This is a genomic window from Algoriphagus formosus, from assembly GCF_002807035.1.
GTDB classification, from domain to species: domain Bacteria; phylum Bacteroidota; class Bacteroidia; order Cytophagales; family Cyclobacteriaceae; genus Algoriphagus; species Algoriphagus formosus.
On sequence record NZ_NIUC01000003.1, the window covers coordinates 1 to 25153 of the forward strand.

The 25153-nt window shown below is 41.8% G+C and carries 23 protein-coding genes and 1 rRNA gene; 6 read left to right on the forward strand and 18 right to left on the reverse strand.

Going from position 1 to position 25153, the window contains the following annotated elements; translation table 11 throughout:
• Window positions 1-6: 6 nt before the first annotated feature.
• A 5S ribosomal RNA gene (rrf, locus tag CDH51_RS15435) occupies window positions 7-118 on the forward strand.
• 220 nt (window positions 119-338) lie between these two features.
• On the opposite strand, the gene CDH51_RS15440 is transcribed toward rrf, so the two are convergent.
• The gene (locus tag CDH51_RS15440; RefSeq protein WP_100629474.1) at window positions 339-2720 is read right to left on the reverse strand and encodes an endonuclease MutS2; all 2382 of its coding nucleotides are present in this window, start codon (window positions 2718-2720) and stop codon (window positions 339-341) included.
• On the reverse strand, window positions 2720-3073 hold the full coding sequence (locus CDH51_RS15445) for a DUF4296 domain-containing protein (RefSeq protein ID WP_026944639.1): 354 nt from the start codon (window positions 3071-3073) through the stop codon (window positions 2720-2722). The genes CDH51_RS15440 and CDH51_RS15445 overlap by 1 nt, the downstream gene beginning before the upstream one ends.
• Window positions 3074-3175: 102 nt before the next feature.
• On the opposite strand from CDH51_RS15445, the gene CDH51_RS15450 reads away from it, so the two are divergent.
• Genes CDH51_RS15450 through CDH51_RS15460 form a run of 3 tightly spaced genes read left to right on the forward strand, consistent with a single transcriptional unit; the run spans window position 3176 to window position 5970 of the window.
• Window positions 3176-4057, forward strand: a complete 882-nt coding sequence (locus tag CDH51_RS15450) for a DUF58 domain-containing protein (RefSeq protein WP_024283294.1) — start codon at window positions 3176-3178, stop codon at window positions 4055-4057.
• Entirely contained in the window at window positions 4050-4946 is an 897-nt protein-coding gene (locus tag CDH51_RS15455) for a hypothetical protein (protein ID WP_198514324.1), read from the forward strand. The genes CDH51_RS15450 and CDH51_RS15455 overlap by 8 nt, the downstream gene beginning before the upstream one ends.
• Window positions 4927-5970: a vWA domain-containing protein gene (locus CDH51_RS15460; RefSeq protein ID WP_100629476.1), complete on the forward strand. Its 1044-nt coding sequence runs from the start codon at window positions 4927-4929 to the stop codon at window positions 5968-5970. The genes CDH51_RS15455 and CDH51_RS15460 overlap by 20 nt, the downstream gene beginning before the upstream one ends.
• Here the strand turns inward: CDH51_RS15460 and CDH51_RS15465 are convergent.
• The gene (locus tag CDH51_RS15465; protein ID WP_100629851.1) at window positions 5959-7050 is read right to left on the reverse strand and encodes an alkane 1-monooxygenase; all 1092 of its coding nucleotides are present in this window, start codon (window positions 7048-7050) and stop codon (window positions 5959-5961) included. The genes CDH51_RS15460 and CDH51_RS15465 overlap by 12 nt on opposite strands.
• 163 nt (window positions 7051-7213) lie before the next feature.
• Here CDH51_RS15465 and hemN point away from each other — a divergent pair, with 163 nt between their 5' ends.
• Window positions 7214-8566: an oxygen-independent coproporphyrinogen III oxidase gene (gene hemN / locus CDH51_RS15470; protein WP_100629477.1), complete on the forward strand. Its 1353-nt coding sequence runs from the start codon at window positions 7214-7216 to the stop codon at window positions 8564-8566.
• On the opposite strand, the gene CDH51_RS15475 is transcribed toward hemN, so the two are convergent.
• The 15 genes from CDH51_RS15475 to CDH51_RS15545 form a co-directional block, all read right to left on the reverse strand.
• Entirely contained in the window at window positions 8563-9267 is a 705-nt protein-coding gene (locus CDH51_RS15475) for a sulfite exporter TauE/SafE family protein (protein WP_100629478.1), read from the reverse strand. The two genes, hemN and CDH51_RS15475, sit on opposite strands and share 4 nt — an antisense overlap.
• Window positions 9267-9692, reverse strand: coding sequence for a FixH family protein (locus CDH51_RS15480; RefSeq protein WP_100629479.1), 426 nt, complete (start codon window positions 9690-9692; stop codon window positions 9267-9269). Before CDH51_RS15480 ends, CDH51_RS15475 begins: the two co-directional genes overlap by 1 nt.
• A gap of 4 nt (window positions 9693-9696) precedes the next feature.
• Window positions 9697-11115 (reverse strand): cytochrome c oxidase accessory protein CcoG, encoded by a 1419-nt coding sequence (gene ccoG, locus CDH51_RS15485; RefSeq protein WP_100629480.1) that lies wholly within the window; start codon window positions 11113-11115, stop codon window positions 9697-9699.
• 53 nt (window positions 11116-11168) lie between these two features.
• Window positions 11169-12089 carry a cbb3-type cytochrome c oxidase N-terminal domain-containing protein gene (locus CDH51_RS15490; protein ID WP_100629481.1) on the reverse strand — a complete coding sequence of 307 codons (921 nt, stop codon included), beginning with the start codon at window positions 12087-12089 and terminating at the stop codon, window positions 11169-11171.
• Entirely contained in the window at window positions 12086-12271 is a 186-nt protein-coding gene (locus CDH51_RS15495) for a hypothetical protein (protein WP_026944648.1), read from the reverse strand. The genes CDH51_RS15490 and CDH51_RS15495 overlap by 4 nt, the downstream gene beginning before the upstream one ends.
• 12 nt (window positions 12272-12283) lie before the next feature.
• On the reverse strand, window positions 12284-14410 hold the full coding sequence (gene ccoN, locus CDH51_RS15500) for a cytochrome-c oxidase, cbb3-type subunit I (RefSeq protein ID WP_100629482.1): 2127 nt from the start codon (window positions 14408-14410) through the stop codon (window positions 12284-12286).
• Window positions 14403-14588, reverse strand: a complete 186-nt coding sequence (gene ccoS, locus CDH51_RS15505; RefSeq protein ID WP_026944650.1) for a cbb3-type cytochrome oxidase assembly protein CcoS — start codon at window positions 14586-14588, stop codon at window positions 14403-14405. The genes ccoN and ccoS overlap by 8 nt, the downstream gene beginning before the upstream one ends.
• Window positions 14589-14591: 3 nt before the next feature.
• A complete protein-coding gene (locus tag CDH51_RS15510) occupies window positions 14592-17021 on the reverse strand; it encodes a heavy metal translocating P-type ATPase (RefSeq protein WP_100629483.1) in 2430 nt (809 codons plus the stop codon).
• 71 nt (window positions 17022-17092) lie between these two features.
• The gene (locus CDH51_RS15515) at window positions 17093-17722 is read right to left on the reverse strand and encodes a hypothetical protein (protein ID WP_100629484.1); all 630 of its coding nucleotides are present in this window, start codon (window positions 17720-17722) and stop codon (window positions 17093-17095) included.
• Window positions 17723-17881: 159 nt separating this feature from the next.
• Window positions 17882-18370: a hypothetical protein gene (locus CDH51_RS15520; RefSeq protein WP_026944653.1), complete on the reverse strand. Its 489-nt coding sequence runs from the start codon at window positions 18368-18370 to the stop codon at window positions 17882-17884.
• A 58-nt stretch (window positions 18371-18428) separates the two neighbouring features.
• A complete protein-coding gene (locus CDH51_RS15525; protein WP_100629485.1) occupies window positions 18429-19049 on the reverse strand; it encodes an ABC transporter ATP-binding protein in 621 nt (206 codons plus the stop codon).
• A gap of 2 nt (window positions 19050-19051) precedes the next feature.
• The gene (gene lpxA, locus CDH51_RS15530) at window positions 19052-19831 is read right to left on the reverse strand and encodes an acyl-ACP--UDP-N-acetylglucosamine O-acyltransferase (RefSeq protein WP_100629486.1); all 780 of its coding nucleotides are present in this window, start codon (window positions 19829-19831) and stop codon (window positions 19052-19054) included.
• Window positions 19828-21222: a bifunctional UDP-3-O-[3-hydroxymyristoyl] N-acetylglucosamine deacetylase/3-hydroxyacyl-ACP dehydratase gene (locus tag CDH51_RS15535; RefSeq protein WP_024283278.1), complete on the reverse strand. Its 1395-nt coding sequence runs from the start codon at window positions 21220-21222 to the stop codon at window positions 19828-19830. The genes lpxA and CDH51_RS15535 overlap by 4 nt, the downstream gene beginning before the upstream one ends.
• A 39-nt stretch (window positions 21223-21261) precedes the next feature.
• The gene (gene lpxD, locus CDH51_RS15540) at window positions 21262-22284 is read right to left on the reverse strand and encodes a UDP-3-O-(3-hydroxymyristoyl)glucosamine N-acyltransferase (RefSeq protein WP_100629487.1); all 1023 of its coding nucleotides are present in this window, start codon (window positions 22282-22284) and stop codon (window positions 21262-21264) included.
• 14 nt (window positions 22285-22298) lie between these two features.
• A complete protein-coding gene (locus tag CDH51_RS15545) occupies window positions 22299-23531 on the reverse strand; it encodes an HD domain-containing protein (RefSeq protein WP_100629488.1) in 1233 nt (410 codons plus the stop codon).
• A 58-nt stretch (window positions 23532-23589) separates the two neighbouring features.
• On the opposite strand from CDH51_RS15545, the gene porX reads away from it, so the two are divergent.
• On the forward strand, window positions 23590-25146 hold the full coding sequence (gene porX / locus CDH51_RS15550) for a T9SS response regulator signal transducer PorX (protein WP_100629489.1): 1557 nt from the start codon (window positions 23590-23592) through the stop codon (window positions 25144-25146).
• The last annotated feature ends 7 nt before the right edge of the window (window positions 25147-25153 follow it).

A 25153-nucleotide genomic window follows, 5' to 3' on the forward strand; every position in this document is an offset into this window, starting at 1 on the left:
TCCAGTTTAGGCGGCCTGGCGCAGGGGTTCCACCTCTTCCCATCCCGAACAGAGCAGTTAAGCCCTGCAGCGCCGATGGTACTGGGGTTACACCCGGGAGAGTAGGTCGCCGCCTCATTATTCAAAACCTCAATCTACCGATTGGGGTTTTTTGGTTTTAGGACTTTTTGAATGAGGGAAAAAAAGATACAAGAAGTAATAGTTTAGAGATAGGATGAGTTTTAAGATATTGAATCTTTTCTCTGAAAGTCTGCAATGACTAGAAAGCATTGCGAAGTAAACTTTTTCCTTCAATGTCTTACTTCATAGAGATAAAAAAAGTATATGGGTTAGCGTTGTTATTTAAGTGATACCAATGTAACTCCAGCTCCTCCTCGATCTGCATGTTCATCCTTCATTTTCTGGACTGGTGGCATTGTTCTAAGGAGATTGCGAGTAATATCTCTAAGGATACCGTCTCCCTTTCCATGTACAATTCTAAGCTCCTTGATCCCGAGCATATGACCCTCGTCTATGAAATTTTGTATCAATGGGAGCACTTCTTCTCCTCTTTTACCCCTCAAATCCAAATTGGTAGAAAAATCCATCATTTTTTGATTGGGTAAATAAGTGCCTCCTTTCCGAGTTTTACTTTCTTTTTTCAACTCAGTTTTTGATATTTTCTCTAATCTGGAAAGTTTCACAGTGGATTTTAACTCTCCTATCGATATATCAGCCTCTTTATTTCTTAGGTTCAAAACCTCTGCGATTGCACCGTTATCCTTAACCCGAACTGCATCCCCAATTGCTATTTCTCCGGAAACCTTTTTATATACTGGGGTGATTGGTTTTTTCTCAGGTTGAATAGTCTTTTTGAACTCTTCCAGGCCCTTTCGTACTTCTTTTGTCTTTTCTTTTTCGGCCTGTTGCTCTTTGATTTCGCGAATGGTGGTTTCTATTTTTTGGTTGGCTTGATCTAAGAGTTGCTTTGCTTGAGATTTAGCATCTTGAAGAATGCTTTTTTTACTTTGTTCCAGTGTCTCTTTTAGCTGATTATACTCTTGAAGCCTTGTCTTGAGAAGCTTATCTTTTTTGGTGACTTCACTAAGTAGTGCCTGATATTGATTCTTTTCGTTTTCCAGTTTTGTCAAAAGCCGATCATAATTCACCCTTTCTTCTCCAATTTTAGATTTCGCATAAGAAAGGATTTCCTTGTGAATCCCAATTTTTGAAGCTATTTCAAGTGCAAATGAAGAACCAGGCTTTCCTATCTGAAGTTGGTACATAGGTGTCAACTTATCCACATCATAGCGCATAGCTCCATTAATCATTCCTGGGTTTTTCTCTGCCACTTGCTTCAAATTGCCATAGTGGGTTGTAATTACTCCAAAAACCCCCTTCTTATTCAGGTCTAATAATACCCCTTCGGCAATAGCTCCTCCAAATTGTGGCTCTGTACCTGTCCCAAATTCATCAATAAACAAGATTGTCTTTTTATTGGCGAATTCTGTAAAATGGCGCATGCTCATCAAATGTGAGCTATAGGTTGAGAGATCATTCTCCAAGTTTTGCTCATCACCGATATCGATGAAAAAATTCTGAAAAAGTGTACTCTTCGAATCAGGATGTACCGGTATCAAAAGACCACATTGAAGCATGTATTGAAGCAAAGCCACTGTTTTCAAGGAGACAGATTTTCCTCCTGCATTCGGCCCTGAAATCACTAATATCCGCTCATTTCCCTCCAATCTGATATCAAGAGGTATGATTTTTTTCTGTTGGCTTTTTAATGCCAACTCCAAAAGGGGATGTCTAGCTTTTGACCAGATCAAAACCCTTTGCTTCTCTAATAGTGGTTTATGGCTTTCTGTTTTTTGGGCAAACTTTGCTTTGGCTCTGATGAAATCCATTAAACCGAGGAAGTTTGTTGCTTTTTTTAGACCTGGAATAAAGGGTCTGATTCGATCAGTTAGTTCGGTCAAAATCCGAATAATTTCCCTTCTCTCCATGTATTCAAGGTCCCGGATCTCGTTATTGATGTCCAGTGCTTCCTCAGGCTCCATGAAAACGGTCTGTCCGGTGGACGATTCATCATGGATAAAGCCTCTAATTTTCCGTTTGTTTTCGGCTGCAATTGGGATCACCATTCTGCCTGACCGGATCGTGATGCCGATATCATCTACTGTAAAACCCTTAGCCCGAACTTCCTTGAAAATCCGATCCATTACCTTTCTAAGGCGGGATTCTTCATAGATTATTTGGGACCTGATCAGTTGGAGTTCTTTGCTTGCATTACTCCTGATTTGACCTTTTTCATCGATAATCTTCTCTATTTCCTTGAGAAGATTCATGTCCAAATCGATCACCAAGCCTAAAAGTTGGGATAAGCTTGGGTAAAAATCCCCATGTTTGGCAAAGAAGTTCAAACACCCTTTGACAGTTTGGAGGGAAAGTTTTAGCTCATGGAATTCCTCTTCATCTAAAAATGTCCCCTCAAGTTTTGCTTTCTCAAGAAATGGATTGATATCTGATATGCTTGAACTTGGAAAGCTCTCTCCGGATTCGAGAATTTTCTTGAATTCATCTGTTTGATCCAATAATTTCTGGACTAAAGAAAAGTCAGATGAAAAGGATATTTTTTCAACATAATCCCTTCCCAAAGAAGAGTTGCACTCTTCCTTGATTAGGTTTTTGATTTTTTGAAAGTTTATTTTTTGTTCGAGATTGGAAGGGTAGAGCATTAGAATTCTTCTTGGCTATCCGGTTTGGATTCTTTGACGACCAATGAGTCGATCACTTGTGTGTAGAGTTCATCCATTTTTTGTGGATACTGCAAATAGTATCGCATACTTTCGGTAAAAACAGAATCTGTGACTCCATGTTTTAGAAAAATCTCTTTTTCTAGCAGGGTGTACAATACTTGGGAAGAATCGTATGAAATCGGCAGTGCACTGGCTATCCCTTCTTGGAGATGGATATCGACCAATACCTCTACCATTTTATTTTCTGGTAAAATATGTTTTGGTTTTTCTTCGGATTCGCAAGCAAACAGAATCGCTAAAAGGAATAGTCCCAGTCGGATTACTTTCATCATTCAAAATTAATTTTTTTTAACTGAATAAACCCATACCCTTCCTGTAAGGTAAATTTTATTATTGCCTAGGGTCATTTATCTTAGGCGGTCAAAGCAAGTCTTATGAATCAGCAGCTCTTTAGCAAGCTTCGAAAATATGAAATTATGATCCGAAAGGTGGCTAATAACCACCTGCAAGGGGATTATCAGTCACTTTTCAAGGGGGCTGGGCTGGAATTTGATGACCTGCGTCCCTATCAATACGGAGATGACGTAAGAACGATCGAGTGGAAAGTTTCTGCCAAAGGCCACGGAACCTTTGTAAAGACATTCAGAGAGGACAAAGATCAGTCTGTTTATTTCCTTTTGGATATTTCCGGCAGTCAGGATATAGGAAGTGAGGGCTCCAAGAAAATAGATCAAGGGAAAATCATAGCTGGTGTGCTTACTTTGGCTGCATTATTTGAAGGTAGTCAGGTGGGATTGATCAGTTATTCGGATCAAAAAGAAAAGGTGATTCCGCCGGGAAAAGGAAGTAAGCAAGGAGTAAAGGTGATCAGAGGGATTTTTGACCACGAAAATCAATCTCTCAAAACTGATCTTGATGGGATGTTTACCTATTCCTTGAATTTGATCAAAAAGCGTAGTGTCATTATCGTGATTTCGGATTTTATTGACGATGGCTATCAAAGGTCATTTAGGGCGATGGCCGAAAGGCATGATTTGGTTGCAATTCAACTCACTGACCCAAGGGAATCAGCACTTCCGGCTTTAGGTATTATTCCTGTTTTTGATAAAGAAAAAGGCAGAACCACCTGGGTGAATACCGCCTTTGGTGGGTTTAGCAAAAAAATATCCGAGACATTTACGACCGAAAGAGAATCACTGAAAGAGCTTTGTAAGAAAAATCAGATTAATTACCTCGCTATCGACACCACTGAAGACATTGTCTTGCCTCTAATGGAGCTTTTCAAGTACCGAAATAAATCTATGAAACGTGGCTAAAAAGTTGATATTCATAGTATTAGTTTTTCTTCCATGCTTCATTTTCGCGCAAGGGGTCAATGTTGAGGGGTATTTTATGGCTGATTCTGCCAAACTAGGTGAGCGAATAGGTTATGTGCTCAAGGCGACCTATCCACGTGATAAGCAATTGATCTTTCCGGACTCCACTTACAATTACGAGCCATTTGTCTTGCTCGAGAAAAAGACCTACGTCAGTAGCACCATTGATTCGGTTACGACGGACAGTACAGTTTATTTTGTCTCCAATTTTGCGCTTGATTCTACGGTGTATTTGACCTTGCCAGTCTTTGAATTGAGCAGGTATGATAGTGTGACTCACTACCCGCTGGAGGCTGCCCTTGCAGTCAATTGGCAACTGGATTCCATTCCTGAGCAGTTAGCTTTCCAGGAAAACAATGTTTACCAGCCAATTCCCAAGAACTGGAATTGGATATTAATTGGTCTGATTTTCGTTTTGCTTTTAATTGCTCTTGTGGGTGGTTATTTTCTTTTTGGGAAAAGAATCAAGAAATATCTCACTGAAAGAAATGAAAAAAGAAGGTGGAAAATATTCGAAAAGCGTTGGCATTCAGCAGTTGAAACGCTCATAAATGATCAAACTATTGATGCAGCAGATGAACTTTTGGGTCTTTGGAAAGGATACATGGAAACGATCACCAAGTTGCCTGTGAGAGAGTGGACTTCCAGTGAGGTTGGTGAAAAGCTGGCCGATATCCGGATTTTCAGTTCACTCCGAAGCATAGAAATGATTATCTACGCAGGAACTAAGTCTGAAGTCAAGGAATCTTCAGATTACTTATTGACTAAAGCCAAAGAAAACTATCAAGAAAAACTAAAGAATATCAAGCATGATCGAGCAGTTGTCTGATTTTTTTAGCTTCTCTTGGTTTTTACCGGAAACATTCCAGAGCTACGAATGGGAAAAACCTTTTTTACTCAATTTGATTTGGGTAAATCTGGTCTTGATGCTTTTGCGAAAGGCAGTCAAGTTTCTGAAAAATCCGGTTTTAGAATTATCTCTTCCGAGAAGAGTCGCGAAGAATAATCCTTGGACCTATCTCAGGCTTGTGCCATCCCTATTTTTCTTCCTTAGCCTTGTCATGATCATTATTGCCTTGGCTCGGCCTCAGCGCACCAATGAACGTGTCGAGCAATATACTGAAGGGATCGACATCATGTTGGTCATGGATATTTCGGAGTCGATGGATTTGCAGGATTTTACTCCAAATCGACTTGAATCCGCCAAGGGCACTGCCTCTGACTTCATCAATGGTCGAATGGGTGATCGAATAGGGATCGTAGTTTTTGCAGGAGAGGCCTTTTCCCTAGCTCCTCTAACCAATGATTATAAGTTACTGGACGAACTTATTTCTGAAATTGCTTTTGACCTGATGGAAGCTAAAGGAACGGCGATTGGTTCAGCAATTGCTGCCGGGACCAACAGGCTTAAAGATGCGGAATCAGCCTCGAAAGTAATGATTTTACTCAGTGATGGTGAAAGCAATGCAGGAAATGTAGATCCGCTTTTTGCAGCAGAATTGGCTTCTGCTATTGGGATTAAAATTTATACGATTGCAGTGGGTAAAGATGGAATGGTACCTTATGGAACAGATTTTTTTGGGCGTCCTCAGATGGTAGAAAGCTACTTGGATGAGACCACACTCAGAGAGATCGCACAGTTAACCAAAGGAGAGTTCTTCAGAGCCTCGGATGGTACTGCACTTCAGCAGATTTTTGATCGAATCGATCAGCTCGAGAAAAGTGAGATCATGGAAAACCGGTATCGGGAAACGACCGACTATTATCGGGCCTACCTGTTTTGGGCGATTCTTTTCTTCTTGGTTTGGCTACTTCTGAAGAGCAGTTTCTTGAACAATTTCCTATTGGACTGAGGTTTCAAAGGTCTTTTGCTTCCAGTTCTGTAGTCTTGGATTCATAATCGCAAACCACAGCGGTGGGAAAAATGCCACGATTATCATGGCCGAATAGCCTGCAGGCAATTGGGGGCTTTCATCATAGTGATTTAGCACTTGATAAGGTTTGTGAGCAAAAGCATGATGATCAGAGTGTCGTTGTAGCTGAAATAGGAGGAAGTTACTCACACGATGGCTGGCATTCCAGGAATGCAATGGAGTCACCCGTTCATATAGCCCATTGGAAAGTTGCTTGCGCTCCATCCCATAATGCTCCAAATAATTCACTGCCTCTAAAAGGCTAAAGGCTAAGAAACTTTGGGTGAAAAAGAAAAGCGGCACCTCCCAGACCCATCGATCTAGTGCAAAAGAAAACCCAATAAAGAATAGACTTACAAAAATTAAAGGGGCGAGTGTAAACTGAATCATTTCATTTTTAAGTGACCAAAAGGGAATTGATTTTCTATCCAGCCTGCTTTTCTCTAAAGCCCAGGCACTTTGATAGCCATTCCAAACGGATCTCGCCCAAAAGGCATAAAAATTTTCTCCAAAACGACTCGTAGCCGGGTCTTCCGGGGTAGCTACTTTTACATGGTGACCTCGATTATGCTCAATAATGAAATGCATATAACAAACCGTCATGAGTAGTACCTTAGCATAAAACTGGTCGGCTTTTTCTTTTTTATGACCTAGTTCATGAGCTACTGTAATGCCTATTCCACCCGTCACTAAAGCCATACCTGTACACAGAGCAATCCATTCAGTCAGAACCAGCGTCTCAGTCGCTACCACATAAAATCCCCAAACTAGAACGGCCATCTGTACATAAACCCATGAAAAAGTAACTAATTTATAAAATCGCTGCTTCGCAATCTGTGAAATGGCTTCCTTGGGGACATTGCTTTGATCCGTGCTGATCGCATAGTCCATAAGAGGCACTGCTACAAACACAAAAATGTGAATCATCCAGATGCCTATTCCACCAATGTAATGACCTGCTACCAATAAAATAGGGAGGATTAGAGCACTTAGGAATCCTATACGTTTAATGGTTTTCATAGATGAGGGACTAAGTTTTCCTAAATTAAATCCTTTGGTAAATAAAATCAAGGGCCCGGAATCATGTATGCGGCTCAATCCCTGATTTTTATCAGCTTTCAGACAAAAACTTATCAAGTTTTCTAAGGATAGACTTTCTCAACTTTGGGGAAATTAGAATAGCATGCTCAGCCCTCAACTCATTCAAAAATATAATACGCCTGCACCTCGATACACTAGCTACCCGACGGTTCCACTTTGGGAAAATAACCTCAATGGTGAAGATTGGGAGGCATTGGTAAAAAGAGCTTTCGGCTTATTTGGTAGCAAAGAAGGAATCACGCTCTACATTCACTTACCTTTTTGTGAAAGTCTTTGTACTTATTGTGGCTGCAACAAGCGAATAACAAAAAACCATTCGGTAGAATCACCCTACATTGAGGTACTTCTCATTGAATGGAAAAACTATTTAAGACTTTTTGGGGAAAAGCCGAAACTTAATGGCATTCATTTGGGAGGAGGCACTCCGACCTTTTTCAGCCCAGAATCACTCAAAAGGTTGCTTTCGGTTATTATCCATTCTTGTGACATCGCCGAGAATCCAGAGTTTAGTTTCGAAGGACACCCAAACAATACCACATTTGAGCATTTGGCGGCTTTAGCTGAATTGGGATTTGATCGGGTGAGTTATGGCATCCAGGATTTTGATGAGCAGGTTCAGCAATCTATTCACCGGATTCAGCCTTTTGAGGCAGTGGAAAAGGCTACCCAAAACGCCAGAAACCTAGGGTATACCTCAATCAACTTTGATTTGATATATGGGCTACCTCATCAGACCATTGCTACACTTGAAAAGACTTTTGAGCGAGTAGCTGAATTGATGCCTGATCGAATTGCCTTTTACAGCTACGCCCATGTGCCTAGTTCATTTCCAGCTCAGAAGAGCTATGAGCAGTACCTCCCGAGTGAATTAGAGAAAAGAAACTTGTATGATCGGGGGAAGGAGATTCTTTTGGAACTTGGATACGTAGAGATCGGTATGGATCATTTTTCCCGACAAGATGATCCTTTGGCTAAGGCCAAGGATTTAGGGAAGCTTCATCGGAATTTTATGGGATTCACTACTTCTCCATCAAAGATGTTGATCGGTCTTGGAGCCAGTAGTATCAGCGATATTCATTTAGCTTTTATGCAAAATGAAAAGGGGATTACTGCCTATCAGGAGGCGATGGAAAATGACAATTGGCCAATTGTCAGAAGTCATGCAATGAGTGATCAGGATCTGGTAATCAGAAATTTGATTTTGGATCTGATTTGTAAGCATGAGGTAGTAATCAACGAAGAGCTTGATTTTTTCTTGGGAAAAAAACAATGGGAGCAACTCGCAGAGATGCAGGACGAAGGTTTAATCGAGATTTCGCCTAAAAAACTGAAAGTTACAGATGATGGGGTAGGAGTGATCCGTCAAATCTGCAAAGTATTTGACCTTAGGCTGCAATCACAAAATAAAGAGTTGATTTTTAGTAAGGCTATTTAATGGCAAACGGTAATCTCCATTTTTTCCGTTCCATAGTCGAAGGTGACCATTTCTGGACTCAGGCCGGGAATCCCTAATCCTAGGCCTCTGAAAATAAAAATGATTCCCAAGATGACTCCCAAATAGGGGATCGCTTTTTGAAAATTCATCCGGGTTTTCACTGTGATTATCTGGCTTGAGAACATTAAAAACAGTAAGAGTGGGATCGTACCTATTCCAAAGAAAAACATGTAAACAGCTCCCAAATAGGGGCTTTGCATGCCAAGTGCTGCGATGAGTGCCATGTAGACCATACCACATGGGAGAAGCCCATTGGCTAAGCCTGTGGCAAAAAAGGCAGGTTTTCCTCCTCGCTTTAGGAAGTAGGATAGCTTCTGTCTAACCCATTTTACCAAACCTGAAAAAATGGATACTTGAAGCAGCTGCTCTGATTTTTTGTAATTGAGTGACAGTAAGACTAAAACTACCCCCATGGCAATTGAGAAACCCTGTTGGATTCCAGCCAAAGACATAGAAAAGCCTACAAATCCAATGAGAAGCCCTAAAAGGGCATAGGTAAAGCTTCTGCCAAGATTGTAGAGTATTTTATTCCAAATGAATCCGGAATTACTGGCATTTCCAACGGCGAGGGCAATAGGTCCACACATTCCCACGCAGTGGAATGAACCTAAAAAACCCAAAAGAAATGCAGTCCAAATCATCAGAGTGTAATTTTCTTCTCTTGATAGAATTCTGTTCCGTTTTCGGTCCAAGTGAGTTGAACTCTCCAATATCCAGGTTTTAGACTGGCGATGGATATTTGTTTTTTTCCTGACTCGATGATTTCTACAGGCACGCTTTGATCAAGGCTTACATCCGAAGGTCGATAGAGGTTGAGATTTCCTTTTGCACCCTTTGGAAGATCCAAAATGACTGCTTTAGATTGGGAATCAAAAGCTAAAACTTCCCGATCAAGAAGGAGCGTTGAGGACTCCCTGTCTATCTGTTCTTGATATTTGATCTCTGCTTCGTAGTAATTGTCCCTTACCAGCTCAATCCCATCCATCCTTACCGAGATAATCACCATGGTCATGATGATGCCTACGAAAGCAATGATTGAAAGTAAAATTCCTTTTCCCCAGTCCATAGTTTTATTCTTTTGATATAGGAGCCATAAAGCTCGTTTCTATTTTATCAATTTCTTTATCCGCATGCACCAGTGAAAGTTGAATTTCCTGCTGTGGGCGGTTTACGCTCTTTTGATCAGTAACGATGAAAAACCGTCCTTCCACTTTGGATTGAGGCTCAAGTACCCAATTTTGTCCGCCGACGATTTCTACATCCATTCCTTCTACCAAGGAAGAAAGATCCACCGTTTGAGGTTCGAAGGTTTTATTGATGAGGGTGATTTGATAGAGATTTGAAACCGTACCATTATCCCGCATTTGATAGGTCATTCCAGGGAACCTTGTCACTGTAGCCTGAAGCTCATCACGAGTAGCAATCAATGATATAAATCCAGCCACCAAAATAACCAACACAACAGAATAAGCTTTCACTCGGTTGGTGATTAGTTTCTGAAAGCCTTGTTGAATACTATTCTCTGATGCATATCGAATAAGGCCTTTAGGACGGTCCACTTTGACCATTACCTCATCACAAGCATCAATGCAAGCTGTACAATTGACACACTCCATTTGTACTCCATTTCGGATATCAATGCCTGTCGGACATACCTGCACACAAAGATTACAGTCTACACAATCTCCAAGAGGGGTTTCTTCGACTTTATTTTTTCGAATCGGTCCTCTAGGCTCTCCCCGCACATAATCATACATTACGTTGATAGAGTTGTTGTCCAAAAGCACTCCTTGTAGTCTACCATAAGGGCAGACCACTGTACATGCTTGCTCTCTAAACCACGTGAAGACGAACATGAAAATCCCTGAAAATGCAACCAAACCAATAAAGCCGGCCAAGTTAGCGGTTGGTGGCTGGGTGACAATCTCTCTGACCTGATCGATTCCGATCAAATATGCCATCACCAAATGTCCAATCAAAAGGGAGATTAAACCAAATATTAGAAGCTTTGATCCCTTTTTGATAATCTTTTCACCATTCCAAGGCATGGCATCCAACGCACGCTGTTGATTGGCATCTCCTTCGATCATGTATTCGATCTTGCGGAAAACCATTTCCATGAAAAGTGTCTGAGGACAAGCCCAACCACACCATATTCTCCCAAATATCACAGTAAACAGGATGATAAATACAAAGAATATCAAGAGAAGGAATATCAGCAAATGGGTGTCTTGTGGCCAGAAAACCGCTCCAAAAATGATGAATTTCCGCTCAAAAATATTGAAAAGGAGCCATGGCCTGCCATCTACCTGAATGAATGGACCGGCAAATAAAATAGCCAAAAGAATCCACGAAAGGTAGGTGCGGTATTTGTAAAAGAAACCCTTTACTTTTTTGGGGTAAACCCAGTTTCTTTTACCATCATCTTGGACAGTTGACAGGGAGTCCCGGAAAGTATTCGGGTCGAGATGTGGATTTTTCTTTGCCATAATGAGAGAATAATTAAAGACTGTCAGAGAATTGCTCTGACAGTCTAAAGGTATTAAAGTGCAGCAACCACGCTTGTGCTATCAGTCACCACTTCTTCTTGCGTAGGTGTATAAAGTTCCCCTTGTGGGTCTTTGGGACTAGCTGGAGTAGTACCAACTAGACTTAGGATGTAACTGGAGACTTGTTGCATTTCTTGTGGAGAAAGCTGATCCTCCCAGGGCACCATCCCTTTGCTGACTACGCCATATTTCACTACAGAGAAAACATCGTTGATAGATCCTCCATGGATCCAGTATTGATCTGTCAGGTTTGGACCTACGCCACCCCCACCGTCTGCAGCATGACAAGCAGCACAGTTGGCTTCGAAGATTGACTTTCCTACAGCTAATCCAGACTCAGAATCATCAACAGTCACATTCGTCTCGTCTATGGATGCTGCAAGGTTTGCCATTCTTGCTTCCGCAGCTATGGCCTCTATTCTAAGCTCTTCCTGATACTCTTCTACGCCTGTAAGCCCTAAGCCTAAGACTGAATAATAAGTGAAATATCCGACGCCGTAGATGATAGTCAATATGAAAACCCACTGAAGCCAAGGCGGCATGAAGTTGTCTAGCTCTGTGATGCCGTCATAGGAGTGATCTGCCATCATTTTTGCTTTTTCTTCTTTGCCTCCTACAGTATCCATTTTACCAGTGACAAAGCGTTCTTTGAACTTCTCCCACCAGCTTGGTTCATTAGCCAATTCTGGATTTTCATTTCGGAAAACAGCAACCATAAAGGTCATCAAATAGACCATCAGAACTAATAAAAGAATGATTACCAGAAGGACTATACCGAGGATAATCAGTAAGGTCAATTGTCCGGGATCCATTGCTTGAAGGTCTGAGTACCAATTGGAGCTTTCTGTTTGTCCAAAAGCAAGTTGAGTGGGTAGCCACCCGATTGTGAATAGAAATATGAGAAACTTTTTCATGGCTGGGATGGGGTTATATCGTCGTCATTTTCCATAGGTAGAGATTTCAGGTGGTCCACCACATCTTTTGGGATAGACTTTACCCAAAAGAAAACCCCCAAGAAAAATGTGACAAAGATGAGCAATGAAATCACTGGATAGATTTCAATATTTTCGATTGATCTTAAAACTTCTTTATACATGGTTTCTTCGGTTTAATTGGATGCGGTAGCATTGATATCTGTCCCAAGCCGCTGTAGGTAAGCGATCAGTGCTACGATTTCTGTGTTTGGAAGTACTTCCACACCGGCATCTTTCAGATTGGTCACAATCTGATCAGCTTGGCTTTCCAAATCCGCCATGGCTTGTTGGTCATATCCTTCAGGATACGGTACCCCAAGTTTTTGAAGCGTTCTGATTTTGGCAGGTAGCTCCGAATAGTCCATGATATTCTCCTTCATCCAAGGATAAGGAGGCATCAATGATCCCGGAGACATTGTTCTTGGATCTTCCATGTGGAAGTAGTGCCAAGAATCAGGGTATTTGCCACCTACCCGATGCAAGTCTGGACCAGTTCGCTTTGATCCCCACAAGAAAGGTCTGTCATAGACGAATTCGCCAGCTTTGGAGTATTCTCCATATCGCTCTGTCTCAAATCGGAATGGTCGGATCATCTGTGAGTGACAGCCTACACAACCATTGGCGATGTAAAGATCTCTACCCTCCAACTCTAGTGGAGTATATGGTTTCACTGAAGCGATGGTCGGCACATTTGACTTTACGAGAATGGTAGGGATGATTTCGATCGCTCCACCAATTGCGATAGCGATGGTAGCCAAAACAGTAAAGAATACTGGCTTGCGCTCCCATGCTCTGTGCCAAAATTCTCCCGCAGGATTGTAGTTTTTAGCCAAAGCTGGTGCCTGATCTTCCTCATAAGCTTGGAAGCTTCCTTTCTTAGCTGTCATGAACATATTGTATACCATGATGATGGCTCCAGTCAAGTAAAGAAGTCCACCAAATGCTCTTAGCATATACATTGGTACAAGCTCTACAACAGTCTGTAGGAAGTTGCCATAAGCCAATCGACCCATTTCATTAAACTCACGAAGCATCAAGAACTGGGTAAGAGCCGCTACATACATCGGAAGTGCATAGAAGATGATTCCGAGTGTGCCAATCCAGAAGTGAGTATTGGCAAGTTTTTGTGAGTAAATGGTGGTTTTGAATAGTCTTGGCCACATCCAATACAGCATTCCGAAGGTTAAGAATCCATTCCAACCCAATCCGCCAATGTGTACGTGTGCTACGATCCAGTCAGTGTAGTGGGCGATAGCGTTGACATTTTTCAATGATAGCATCGGACCCTCAAAGGTGGACATACCATAGGCTGTCACTGCCACTACCATAAACTTCAATACTGGTTCATTCCGCACTTTATCCCAAGCACCTCTAAGTGTCAGAAGACCATTCACCATACCACCCCAAGAAGGAGCAATCAGCATCACAGAGAAGACTGTACCTAATACCTGAGCCCACTCAGGAAGAGCAGTGTAGAGCAAGTGGTGAGGTCCTGCCCACATGTAGATAAAGATCAAGGACCAAAAGTGGATAATGGAAAGCTTGTAGGAATAAACTGGTCTATTCGCAGCTTTTGGAAGAAAGTAATACATCAAGCCAAGGAATGGGGTAGTCAAGAAGAATGCTACTGCATTGTGTCCATACCACCACTGAACCAAGGCATCCTGAACACCTGCATAAGCAGAGTAACTCTTCAGGAAGTTGACTGGAAGTGCAAGAGAGTTGAAGATGTGAAGTACTGCTACTGTCACAAAGGAGGCTAGGTAAAACCAAATGGCCACATACATGTGACGCTCACGACGCTTGATCAGCGTACCGATCATGTTGGCACCAAAGGCTACCCAAACTAATGCAATGGCAATGTCGATTGGCCATTCTAGTTCGGCATACTCCTTTGAGGTGGTTAATCCTAGTGGAAGCGTAATGGCTGCTGCCAAAATGATTAATTGCCAGCCCCAAAAGTGAAACCAGCTGAGGCCCTTGTTCCACATAGGGGTCTTCAAGAGTCTTGGCATGGAGTAATAAACCCCTGCAAAGATTGCGTTACCTACAAAGGCAAAGATCACCGCATTGGTGTGCAGTGGTCGAATCCTTCCAAAGGTCGTGTAAGGGTTGCCTAAGTTTGCTTCAGGCCAGAAAAGCTGCGTGGCTGCTATGACCCCCACGAGCATCCCCACTATACCCCAGATAATCGTCGCGGCTCCAAAGTACTTGACAATTTTATTGTCGTAATGGAACCTTTCCAGTGTAGCGTCATTCATTGGACTTTTGTTTTAAAGGTTGATTTTTCGTTGTTTTTTTATGATTGTCAAAGAGAATCCTCACCGATGGAGTGTAGTCATCATCAAACTGTCCGCCTTTCATTGCTTTGAAAAAAAGAAATAGAAAGGTCACCGCCAGAATCAAACTCACCCCGATTAGAATAAATATTACTTCCATGCTTTAGGGCTTTGATTGCGTTAAGAGTCCTTTGCGCCAGGCTAAGAAATTGGTAGAAAGCGTGGTGAAAAGAACTACTGAAATACTTGATAGAGGCATCAATACAGCACAGATCACAGGGCTCAAAATACCTTGAACTGCGAGGCTGATACCGACAATATTGTATAGAAAACTCAGGGCGAAACTTGCCTTGATGACATTTCTGCTTTGCTTGGCAAAAGCCAAAAACTCCGGGATTTTTTCAAAAGAATCAGCATCTAAAATGGCATCACTTGCTGGAGAAAAATGGCTGACCCGGTCAGATATCGCTATTCCAACTTCACTTTCCTGCAAGGCTCCTGCATCATTCAATCCATCACCGACCATCAGCGTTTGATGGCGATCCTGATTCAACTTTTTGATGTATTGTAATTTGTCATTTGGACCCTGCTGAAAATTATAATGGATGTCACTCCCCAGAAGGTTTTGAAGCGATTTCATTTCATGACTGTGATCACCGGAAAGCAGGTGAAGCTCATACTCGTTTTCTAAATGGGATACAACGTCCTTTGCTTTAGCTCGTAAGCCGGATTGAATATGGAAATATCCAAGGATTACATCCGAGACGCTGAAGTAAACCAGATTGCCTGATTCTACCGAAAGCCCGTTTTTGACACCACAAAATGTCTTTGAACCCACTTTGACAGTCTGTCCCAGATACTCTCCCTGAATACCTTGTCCTTTGATTTCGGATACATGATCTAAAGTCGCCGAGGCTACATCGCCAAGCCAAACATTGGTTCGATTGCTCAGTGGATGAGTAGATCGTGCCACCAGAGATTTTAGAATAGACTTTGATTCTTCAGAGAGTTTTTCTCCATGATAAGAAACGCTGGCTTTTGCCGGGTCTGTCAAGGTGCCAGTTTTATCAAAAATAAGCGTGTCCACCAAGGCTAGGCGCTCTACCACACTGGCGTTTTTGAGGTAGAATTTTCCTCTGCCAAATATCCGAAGCGTGTTTCCCAAAGTAAAAGGAGTGGACATTGCAAGTGCGCAGGGGCAAGCAACTATCAGTACCGAAACAAAGGCTTTTACACCCATGGAAACATCCATAGGAATCCATGCTAACAAGGCAATCAAGGCAATGCTAATGACGGTCCAGGTGAAAACTCCAGAAACCTGATTGGAAAGCGGTTCCAGTAGTTTGTCTTTCGATTTTTCGAAGCTTTCATTGTTCCATAGATCGGTTAGATAGCCCTGAGAAGGTGATTTTTGAACTGTCAGTAGAACTGGTTCGCCTTTTTGCCGACCTCCTGCATAGATCAATTCTCCTTTACGCTTCGGAACTGGCACTTCTTCACCGGTGACAAAGCTGTAATCGACTTGAGCGCTTTCACTCAATAGAAGAGAATCTGCTGGAATTAACTCTTCATCGCGGACCAAGATTACATCACCAACCTCCAGCTTTGTCAATGGAATGACTTCTTCTCGATTTTGGACTAATTTGGTAACAGCAATGGGGAAATAGGACTTGTAATCTCGGTCAAACTCAAGTGCAGTGAAGGTTTTTTGTTGGTAGATTTTTCCAAGAAGCAAAAAGAATAAAAGTCCTCCTAGGCTATCCATGTACCCCGCATTGCCAAAGGCGAAAATTTCCCAAAGACTGTATAAAAACAAGGAAGCAATGCCCAAAACAATGGGAATATCCATGTTAATCCGTCGCTGCTTGATGGAGTTCCAGGCGGAGAGGTAATAATCACTTGCAGAATAAGTGACTACGGGAATAGCCAAAAGCACATTTAGATAATTGAAAAGGCTTCGGAAGTTTTCTGCTATCAGCTCTACTTCTGAGAAGTACTCAGGAATACTAAAAAGCATCATATTCCCAAAGCAAAAACCCGCTACAGCGAGTCTTTTTACAGTGCGTCTATCTGCTTTTCCGGTTTTCTCTTTCTTATCAAGGTGAGATAGGGCTATTTTGGGTTCGTAGCCAATGGTAGAGAGTAGGCTTACCACTTCTTGAAGATTAATCTTTTCCTTCAAAAACTTGATCTGTACCTTTTTCTTGATGAAATCCACTCGGCTACTGATGATTCCGGGATGGATTTGGTATAGATTCTCGAGTAGCCAAATGCAAGAAGCACAATGGATCAAAGGGATATGGAATGTCACATGGCATTCACTTTCGTTTTGAAAGTCTAGAAGTTTTTGGGCTGTTTCTTCATCGTTTAGATAGTCAAACCGATTGGCTTTACCTTTCTTTTCCTTCTGACTTTCTCCCGGGAAAGATTCTAAATCATAGTAGGTACAAAGGTCATTCTCTGACAAAACCTCATACACAAGCTTACAACCTTGGCAACAAAATACCTTTTCGTCGATCTTCAACGAATCATTTTCACATTGCTCACCACAGTGGTAGCAATGTGTTTTTTCGGTAGTTGCTGGGTTAAGCATGATTTTATTTTTCACAAAAATTTAATAATAAATAGCTAATTTTTATGACTTTCGTCATATTTTTTATTGATTTAGAGCGATAAATAAAAAGAAAGTTTGTTGCTCCACATTTTTCCTCTGTAAAAGTGAAATAGCACTTTAGCAAGATCTGCCTGGTAGTTCTTGGTGGTGACTAATAGGGTGCAGTCATGCTTAACGGCATATGACCAAAAGTCCCCAATTCGTAAAAAATTGAACTTGATAAAACTTGTTTCTCGGGTAGATTTTGATACCATTTGAATTAGTTCTTGTTCCTCTTTTATTTTCGATTTGGGAATAAATGAAGGAGAGATGATCGTCGCTTTGCTATTCCTTATTTTGTTTTGAAATAGTTTGATGTAATTTTTGATAAGGCGAAAAGAGTGTGGGGTGCCATCGTAATGGAAGAGTAAGTGCTGGGTAGAAAAGTCCGGTACAAATAGCAAAACAGGAATTTCGCAGACCTCTTTTTCCAAAGGGACAGGTAATTCTTCCTGATGAAGCCAGTCCAATACCTTATTAAGATTGACGGTAATTAGGGAAGGTTCGCCATCCTTAGGATTGCAGAGTAATTCTTCTTCCTTGCCCGGCCAAAAGTCAGTTGTCAGAACAGGGCAATTATATTCATGAAGAATAGTTTCAGGAATATGAAATTTGGTGGCGTAGGATTCTTTGAGCTCCATAGTTTCTTGAGATTATTCAAAACTAATGCGCCCCTCCCAGTCAGGGTCTGACTAAACCCATGAGCAAACCTGATAAAAATCAGTTTATTTGAGTTTTATCAGATTTTGACCAAAAAAAAGAGGGCCTTGGCCCTCTAAATGATTGATTTATTGATGATTTTAATCTTTTACGAGATTGAAAACATAGCTCCCTGCCACTGCCTGAACACCAAAAACTCTAGCGCCTGGGGCGGGAATATTAAACTCTAGTCGAAGGTTATTGCCCGTCTGAGTAAAGGAGATCTCCCGTCCTGCAGCGGGCTTGCTTCCTGTCAAAGTGAATTTGTCAAAATTGGTACCGGCAAAGCTCCAATTCCCAGAATTGTCAAAAAGATCATTGTTATTTCGAGAAGTATAGGTCCTCGAAGAGCCTGAGTTGAGAATTAGTTCAAAATTCTGATAGAGATCCGTAACAGTGTTTCCACTTCGAGTCACAGATCCGCCACCTGCTATACTCCAGGATTGAGTACCAGTACCTGTAAGAGCTTCGATAGCCAATTCTTCAGGGGTTTTCTGAGGGGGTTGCGGTGTAGGGTCATCACCACCACAAGCTGATGAAAAAATCACCAGAAGCATCAAAGCGAAAAGAGAGGAAAGATTTCTGTTCATACTGATTTAAATTAGAACTTTAAAATTAGCCATATCTGTCTAAGTTCAAAGCTAGGTCTCATTTATAATTCTCTAAGACTAGTTTTTGTTCGCAAAAATCAAATTCGCGAGGCTCGTTTGAGCAGATTACAAGGATTTTATCACCCTGAAATTTCTTAATCATTTCCCGATACCAGTCGATTCCTCTGATATCTAAATTGGAGGTTGGTTCGTCTAAAAAGACAATACCTACATCCGATATCATAGCCAGGATCAACTTCAGGCGTTGTTTCATCCCAGAGCTGAATTGAGAAACCATTTTTTGGCTATGCTCTTCCAAATAAGCAAGCTTGATGATATCCTCGGGAGTCATGCCATCGATAGGCTGTTTGAAGCGGAAGTGAAATTGAATTAGCTCTTCAAGGGTGAACTCTTCAGGTAGCTCCAAATAGGGGGCTGCTATACTAAGGTGTCGAAACCAATCCCCTTCATCTATATTTTTGCCTTCGAAATTGAAGTTGATTTTACCTGAAGTTAGTGGGATAGATCCAGTAAGGCATTTAAGAAGGGTAGACTTTCCAGAACCGTTACTTCCGGTAATAGCCAACTGATCTTTTGGCTTCAGAAGTAGGGATAGTTCTTTGAATATCCATTCGTATTGGAAGCGCTTTGATGCTTTCTCTACACCTATTTCAAGCATGCTTAATGGATGTAACCCTTCATGACTCCTCGCTCGGAGGACCTGATGAAATTCAGAATTTCATCCCGTTCTTTGGTTGCAGGTAGGTTAATTTCAATTTCCTCCAGAGCTCTTGAATTATTCATGCTATTGAGGAAAAGGAACCGATAAACCTCCTGAATATGAGCAATCGACTCAGATGAAAAGCCTCTTCTTCTCAAGCCTAAAGAATTGACACCGGCATAGGAGAGAGGTTCTCTCGCTGCTTTGGTAAAAGGGGGCACGTCTTTTCGTACCAAAGATCCGCCAGAGATCATGGAATGCATGCCGATTTTGACAAATTGATGGATAGCGCTAGAACCACCCACAATAGCCCAATCGTCGATGGACACATGACCAGCAATTTGCACAGAGTTGGCGATGATTACATGACTTCCAATCACACAGTCATGAGCCACATGGACATAAGCCATTAGTAGACAATTGCTTCCAATGACTGTGGTTTGCTTATCTACAGTTCCTCTGCTTATAGTGACACATTCTCTGATGGTGGTATTGTCTCCGATGACAACCGTGGACTCTTCACCTTGAAACTTGAGGTCTTGAGGAATGCCCGCGATAACAGCTCCAGGAAAAATTTTGCAGTTTTTGCCGATTCTCGCACCTGGAAAAATTGTGACGTTTGGACCAATCCAAGTACCTTCACCTATCTCGACATTCTCATGAACCATCGTGAAAGGGTCGATTTGTACATTCTTCCCAATAGTTGCCTTGGGATCTATGTGGGCCATTGGACTGATCATGATTCTTTACGAGTTATACTTGCTGTCATTACTGCCTCGCAGACGAGTGTGTTTCCGACATAGGCTTCTCCTCTCATTTTAGCGATTCCTCTTCGAATAGGTGCAAGCAATTCACATTTGAATATAAGTGTATCTCCCGGAAGAACCATCTTTCGGAATTTGCAGCTTTCTATTCCCAAGAAATAAGTCCAGTAATTTTCCGGATCGTCTACGGTGCTTAGAACCAGAATCCCGCCAGTCTGAGCCATAGCTTCTACCTGCAATACTCCCGGCATCACGGGGTTTCCTGGAAAATGGCCTAGAAAGAATGGCTCATTCATAGTCACGTTCTTTACACCGGCTACCACTGTGTCATCCAGATAGATTACTTTGTCTAGTAGCTGAAATGGATATCTGTGCGGAAGGATATTGCTGATTTGATTGATATCCATCACCGGCGGAAGCTTGGGGTCATAGTAAGGGATATGGGAAGAGGATGCCTTTTCCATGGCCCTTTTGATCTTTTTTGCAAAAGCCACATTGGCAGCATGCCCAGGTCTAGCAGCTAAAATTTGGGCTTTCAGTGGTCTTCCTACCAAGGCAAGGTCACCAACTACATCCAGAAGCTTGTGTCTGGCAGGTTCATTTTTGTATCGAAGGTCCACATTGTTTAGAATCCCCTCTTTTTTGACTTCCACATGTTGCTTGTTAAACATCTTCGCCAGATGCTGCAACTCATCTTTCTCTACGACTCGATCTACCACCACGATGGCGTTATTCAAATCTCCACCTTTAATAAGGTTAGAATTGTAGAGCATTTCCAGCTCATGCAAAAAACAAAAAGTCCTGCATGAAGCGATTTCAGATTTGAATTGACTGATATCCGTGATGGAGGCATGTTGACTTCCTAAAACAGGTGAATTGTAGTCCACCATGACAGTCACTCGGTAATTATCTGTCGGTAAGGCTACCATTTCCACTTCGCGGGAAGCGTCTTTATACTGAATGCTTTCTTGTACCTCGAAGAATCTTCTCAACGCATTTTGCTCCTCAAATCCTGCATCCTCCAATACTTCGATGAATTGGATGGAAGAGCCATCCATAATCGGAGGTTCGGGACCGTCCAATTGGATCAATACATTGTCAACTTCCAATCCTACAAGCGCTGCCAGCACATGCTCCACCGTGTAAACCCTAGCTCCATTTTGCTCCAAAGTGGTGCCTCGGGAAACATCCACCACCAGGTCACAGTCAGCATCCACTGTAGGTCGACCTTCGAGATCTATTCTTTGAAACTTGATTCCGTGATTGGGAGGAGCAGGTAAAAAGGTCATGTTAGAGATGACTCCTGTGTGAAGTCCGACTCCTGACAGTTCTACTTGCTTCTTTATGGTATGTTGTTTTACTTTCATCGTGTTGGTTAAGCAGTTAGATAGCTTTGGGGCGCAAAATTAAGCCTTTTTTTCGAGTTCTTTGAGTCTCTTCTCCAGCTCTTCAAGATTTTTGAAGAGAGAATAGGACTTGAGAAACTGCTTCATGTCCATTCCCATGTATCCAAAGACTGTCTGTCCGGGCTTTTTGATTGACTTACTTACGCCTGTATTGGCGCCGATGGTGGTCTTTTCGGCAATTTTAATGTGCCCCACAATACCTGCCTTTCCTGCGAGGACTGAGTTTTTTCCAATTTCTGAAGAGCCGGAAATACCAGCCTGTGCGGCGACGACCGTATTTTCGCCGATGATTACATTATGAGCAATTTGGACTAAGTTGTCGATTTTAGCTCCTTTTTGGATGATGGTAGAGCCCATAGTGGCGCAGTCTACGGTCGTATTGGCTCCTATGCTTACATGATCTTCTAAAATTACATTGCCGATTTGAGGGATGGCTTTGTAGCTTCCATCTTCCTGAGGAGCAAAACCAAAACCTTCCGAACCAACTACAGCACCCGGATGAATCTCGCAATGATTGCCTAATACCGAACCATCGCAAATTTTGGCACCAGGATGTATGATGCAATTATCTCCAATTGTGACTTGGTTACCGATATATGCGTGAGGATGAATTTTTACCCCATTTCCGATTTGACACTTTTTACCGATGTAGGAAAAAGCCCCTCTGTAGTGACCGTCTCCGATTTGACTGCTTGGATCCATATAGCTCGGCTCTTCCACACCAGATTGGGAGTTTTTGGTAAACTGAGCGTAGGTTTCGAGGATTTGGGTAAAACTTGAGTAAGCGTCTTTTACTCGGATGAGATTCGTTTTATAGGGTTTTTTGGGAGTGAAATTTTGAGAGACAATGACAGCAGAAGCCTCAGTTTCGTATAAAAAAGCCTCATATTTTTCATTGGCTAAAAAGCTTACCCCTCCTGCCTTACCTTCCTGAATTTTATCCAGTCTATTGACTTTTATTTGAGGATCTCCCTCGACGGTGCCTTGGAGAAGTTCGGCTAGCTGCCCAAGCGTAAATTCCATAAAGCGTAAGTATTTTAAGGTTTTAAAATTAGGGTTTTAGCCTTACAAACGTAATGCTTCTCAACTATTTTGCTCATGATTTGAATATTTGGCAAGTCAGCAGCGTCGGCTACATCAACCACTTTCCCCTTTTTTGTGAGGATCGAAATCCTATCCTTGGCTAGATATCCATAATTACTCAAGGTGCCAGCCGAGAAAAAATAGGGTAGATGTTCTTTGGGGATTTTAAGCTTTTTAATGGTTTTTTCTTCGAGAATTCCGATTTCTTCTTTTTCGAAGGGAATATTGGAAAGTTGGATCTTGAAAAGATTTCTGGTCAAAAACATCCTGGAAATATTCGCCAAAACATAGTCAGGGGAGTTTTTCCATAGTTTGATGGCTCCCCAAATGTCCAAATCATCAAGCTCTAGGAAGATCCGTAGCAATTCCGGATTAGTCTGGAAGTCTGATTCAGTGATTTTGTGCCCAAGCAAATAGTCAAATTCATCTGTGATCCCAAAGATTTTGTCCTCAGCCTTCAGATCCTTTGCTCGCTGAATCAGGTTGATAAGCATTTTTTCAGCGCAGACTGTCGTCTTGTGCAGATAGACCTGCCAGTACATCAGTCGACGGGCACTTAGAAAGTTTTCGATGGAATAAATTCCTTTTTCTTCGATGACTATCTTGTCATTTTTGACATCCATCATTTTGATGATCCGATCAGCGCCGATAGTCCCTTCGGATACGCCAGTAAAAAAACAATCCCGCTGCAAATAGTCCAAGCGATCAATATCCAACTGGCTGGAAACGAGTTGATGGAAGAACTTCCGCTCATATTGATTTTTGAAAATTTTCAAAGTGAGATCAAGTCTTCCTCCTAGTTCTCGATTGAGCATTTCGATTATCAAAATCGAAAGCTTTTCATGAGGTATTGATCGGAGAAGGCTGTATTCCAAAGCATGCGAAAACGGTCCATGACCGATATCATGCAGCAAAATCGCAATCAAAGTGGCTTCAAATTCCTCGTCGGATATTTCAATACCTTTGGTTCTGAGATGGTCTAGGGTCACATGCATGAGATGCATGGCACCAAGTGCATGGTGGAATCGCGTATGTAAAGCACCGGGATAGACAAAATCAGTCAAACCCAATTGCTTGATCCGGCGTAATCTCTGAAAGTATGGGTGGTCAATGATCTCAAAAATCAATTCACTTGGAATTGTAATAAAACCATAAACGGGATCATTGAGTATTTTCTGGCTTTTCAAGGAGGCCTGTTTTGTTTACCCAAAAGTAATTATAATTTTAAAAGAATCGGACAACACTATGAACCAAAATGCCTCCATCCTCTGGGCAGATGATGAAATCGACCTGCTCAAACCCCATATTCTTTTTCTAGAACAGAAAGGTTATCAGATCACCACGGTCAATTCGGGTGTAGATGCTATTGAAGAAATCGAAAAAGGGATGTTTGATGTAGTTTTTTTAGATGAGATGATGCCGGGAATGACCGGATTGGAGACACTGCAGCAGATCAAGCAGATCAAACCTCAGATTCCCGTGGTGATGATCACCAAGAGCGAAGAAGAGCACATCATGAATGATGCGATAGGAGGGAAGATCGCTGATTACCTGATCAAACCCCTTAATCCAAGTCAAATTTGGCTTTCAGTAAAAAAAATCCTTCAAAATCGTCAGCTGATCGATCAGAAGACTACGATGAATTATCAGCAGGATTTTATGAATATTTCCATGGCAGTTGGAGATGCGGTTGATCATGAAGATTGGGCTAATATTTATACCAAGCTGACCTATTGGGAGCTCCAAATCGACGAGACGGAGAATAAAAGCATGAAAGAGGTCCTAGAGACTCAAAAGTCAGAAGCAGATGCCAATTTTGCTCGTTTTGTCAAGGAATCCTACCTGTCCTGGATGGAAGAAAAAAATCAGGAAAAGCCTCTGATTTCTCCGAATGTGATGAGAAAAAAGGTCTTCCCAAGAATTCAAAGTGGCAAACCGCTCTTTTTTATAGTCATTGATAATCTCAGACTGGATCAGTGGGAAGATATGGAATCCCTGCTTACTCCTTATTTCTCGATTGCCGAGAAGGAGACCTATTACAGTATCCTACCAACGACCACTGCTTTTGCCAGAAATGCTCTTTTCAGTGGGATGATGCCTTTGGATATGGCTAGATTTTACCCTCAATATTGGGAAAATGAAGATACAGATGAAGGCAAAAACAACTTTGAAGAAGAGTGGATTCGGATCAATCTGGAAAAAAATCGGCAAAAAATAAGATTTTCCTACACCAAAATCCTGCAGGCTGCTCATGGTAGAAGTGCAGTCGATCAGTTTCATACTATGTTACAAAATGAGCTAAATGTCTTGGTTTATAATTTTGTCGATATGGTTTCTCATGCACGGACGGATATGAAGATGATTCGTGAACTTGCCCCCGATGAATCCGCCTATCGATCACTTACCAAAAGCTGGTTTGAGCACTCGACACTTTTTGAGATGCTAAAGAAAATTCAGCAAGCGGGAGCAGATGTAATTATCACCACTGACCACGGGACCAAGCGGGTCAACAAGCCCTATCGAATCATCGGAGATAAAAACGTCACGACGAACCTCAGATACAAGCAGGGTAAAAACCTAAATTATGAGCCCGGGAAAGTTTTTGAGGTTTCGAAACCTGAAGAAGCCAAACTTCCCAAATTGAATGTTTCGAGTGCTTATGTATTCGCTGTGGAGGATTATTTCTTTGCCTATCCCAATAATTACAATTATTATGTCAATTTTTACAAGGACACCTTTCAGCATGGAGGGATTTCTCTGGAAGAAATGATTGTCCCGATTGTCTATCTCAAATCAAAATAATTCAGAT

Excerpts from the sequence above, each read along its gene's own strand:
- CDH51_RS15440 (WP_100629474.1), bottom strand. The coding sequence starts at position 2,720 with ATGCTCTACCCTTCCAATCTCGAACAAAAAATAAACTTTCAAAAAATC.
- CDH51_RS15445 (WP_026944639.1), bottom strand. The coding sequence starts at position 3,073 with ATGATGAAAGTAATCCGACTGGGACTATTCCTTTTAGCGATTCTGTTT.
- CDH51_RS15450 (WP_024283294.1), top strand. The coding sequence starts at position 3,176 with ATGAATCAGCAGCTCTTTAGCAAGCTTCGAAAATATGAAATTATGATC.
- CDH51_RS15460 (WP_100629476.1), top strand. The coding sequence starts at position 4,927 with ATGATCGAGCAGTTGTCTGATTTTTTTAGCTTCTCTTGGTTTTTACCG.
- CDH51_RS15465 (WP_100629851.1), bottom strand. The coding sequence starts at position 7,050 with ATGAAAACCATTAAACGTATAGGATTCCTAAGTGCTCTAATCCTCCCT.
- hemN (WP_100629477.1), top strand. The coding sequence starts at position 7,214 with ATGCTCAGCCCTCAACTCATTCAAAAATATAATACGCCTGCACCTCGA.
- CDH51_RS15475 (WP_100629478.1), bottom strand. The coding sequence starts at position 9,267 with ATGATTTGGACTGCATTTCTTTTGGGTTTTTTAGGTTCATTCCACTGC.
- CDH51_RS15480 (WP_100629479.1), bottom strand. The coding sequence starts at position 9,692 with ATGGACTGGGGAAAAGGAATTTTACTTTCAATCATTGCTTTCGTAGGC.
- ccoG (WP_100629480.1), bottom strand. The coding sequence starts at position 11,115 with ATGGCAAAGAAAAATCCACATCTCGACCCGAATACTTTCCGGGACTCC.
- CDH51_RS15490 (WP_100629481.1), bottom strand. The coding sequence starts at position 12,089 with ATGAAAAAGTTTCTCATATTTCTATTCACAATCGGGTGGCTACCCACT.
- CDH51_RS15495 (WP_026944648.1), bottom strand. The coding sequence starts at position 12,271 with ATGTATAAAGAAGTTTTAAGATCAATCGAAAATATTGAAATCTATCCA.
- ccoN (WP_100629482.1), bottom strand. The coding sequence starts at position 14,410 with ATGAATGACGCTACACTGGAAAGGTTCCATTACGACAATAAAATTGTC.
- ccoS (WP_026944650.1), bottom strand. The coding sequence starts at position 14,588 with ATGGAAGTAATATTTATTCTAATCGGGGTGAGTTTGATTCTGGCGGTG.
- CDH51_RS15510 (WP_100629483.1), bottom strand. The coding sequence starts at position 17,021 with ATGCTTAACCCAGCAACTACCGAAAAAACACATTGCTACCACTGTGGT.
- CDH51_RS15515 (WP_100629484.1), bottom strand. The coding sequence starts at position 17,722 with ATGGAGCTCAAAGAATCCTACGCCACCAAATTTCATATTCCTGAAACT.
- CDH51_RS15520 (WP_026944653.1), bottom strand. The coding sequence starts at position 18,370 with ATGAACAGAAATCTTTCCTCTCTTTTCGCTTTGATGCTTCTGGTGATT.
- CDH51_RS15525 (WP_100629485.1), bottom strand. The coding sequence starts at position 19,049 with ATGCTTGAAATAGGTGTAGAGAAAGCATCAAAGCGCTTCCAATACGAA.
- lpxA (WP_100629486.1), bottom strand. The coding sequence starts at position 19,831 with ATGATCAGTCCAATGGCCCACATAGATCCCAAGGCAACTATTGGGAAG.
- CDH51_RS15535 (WP_024283278.1), bottom strand. The coding sequence starts at position 21,222 with ATGAAAGTAAAACAACATACCATAAAGAAGCAAGTAGAACTGTCAGGA.
- lpxD (WP_100629487.1), bottom strand. The coding sequence starts at position 22,284 with ATGGAATTTACGCTTGGGCAGCTAGCCGAACTTCTCCAAGGCACCGTC.
- porX (WP_100629489.1), top strand. The coding sequence starts at position 23,590 with ATGAACCAAAATGCCTCCATCCTCTGGGCAGATGATGAAATCGACCTG.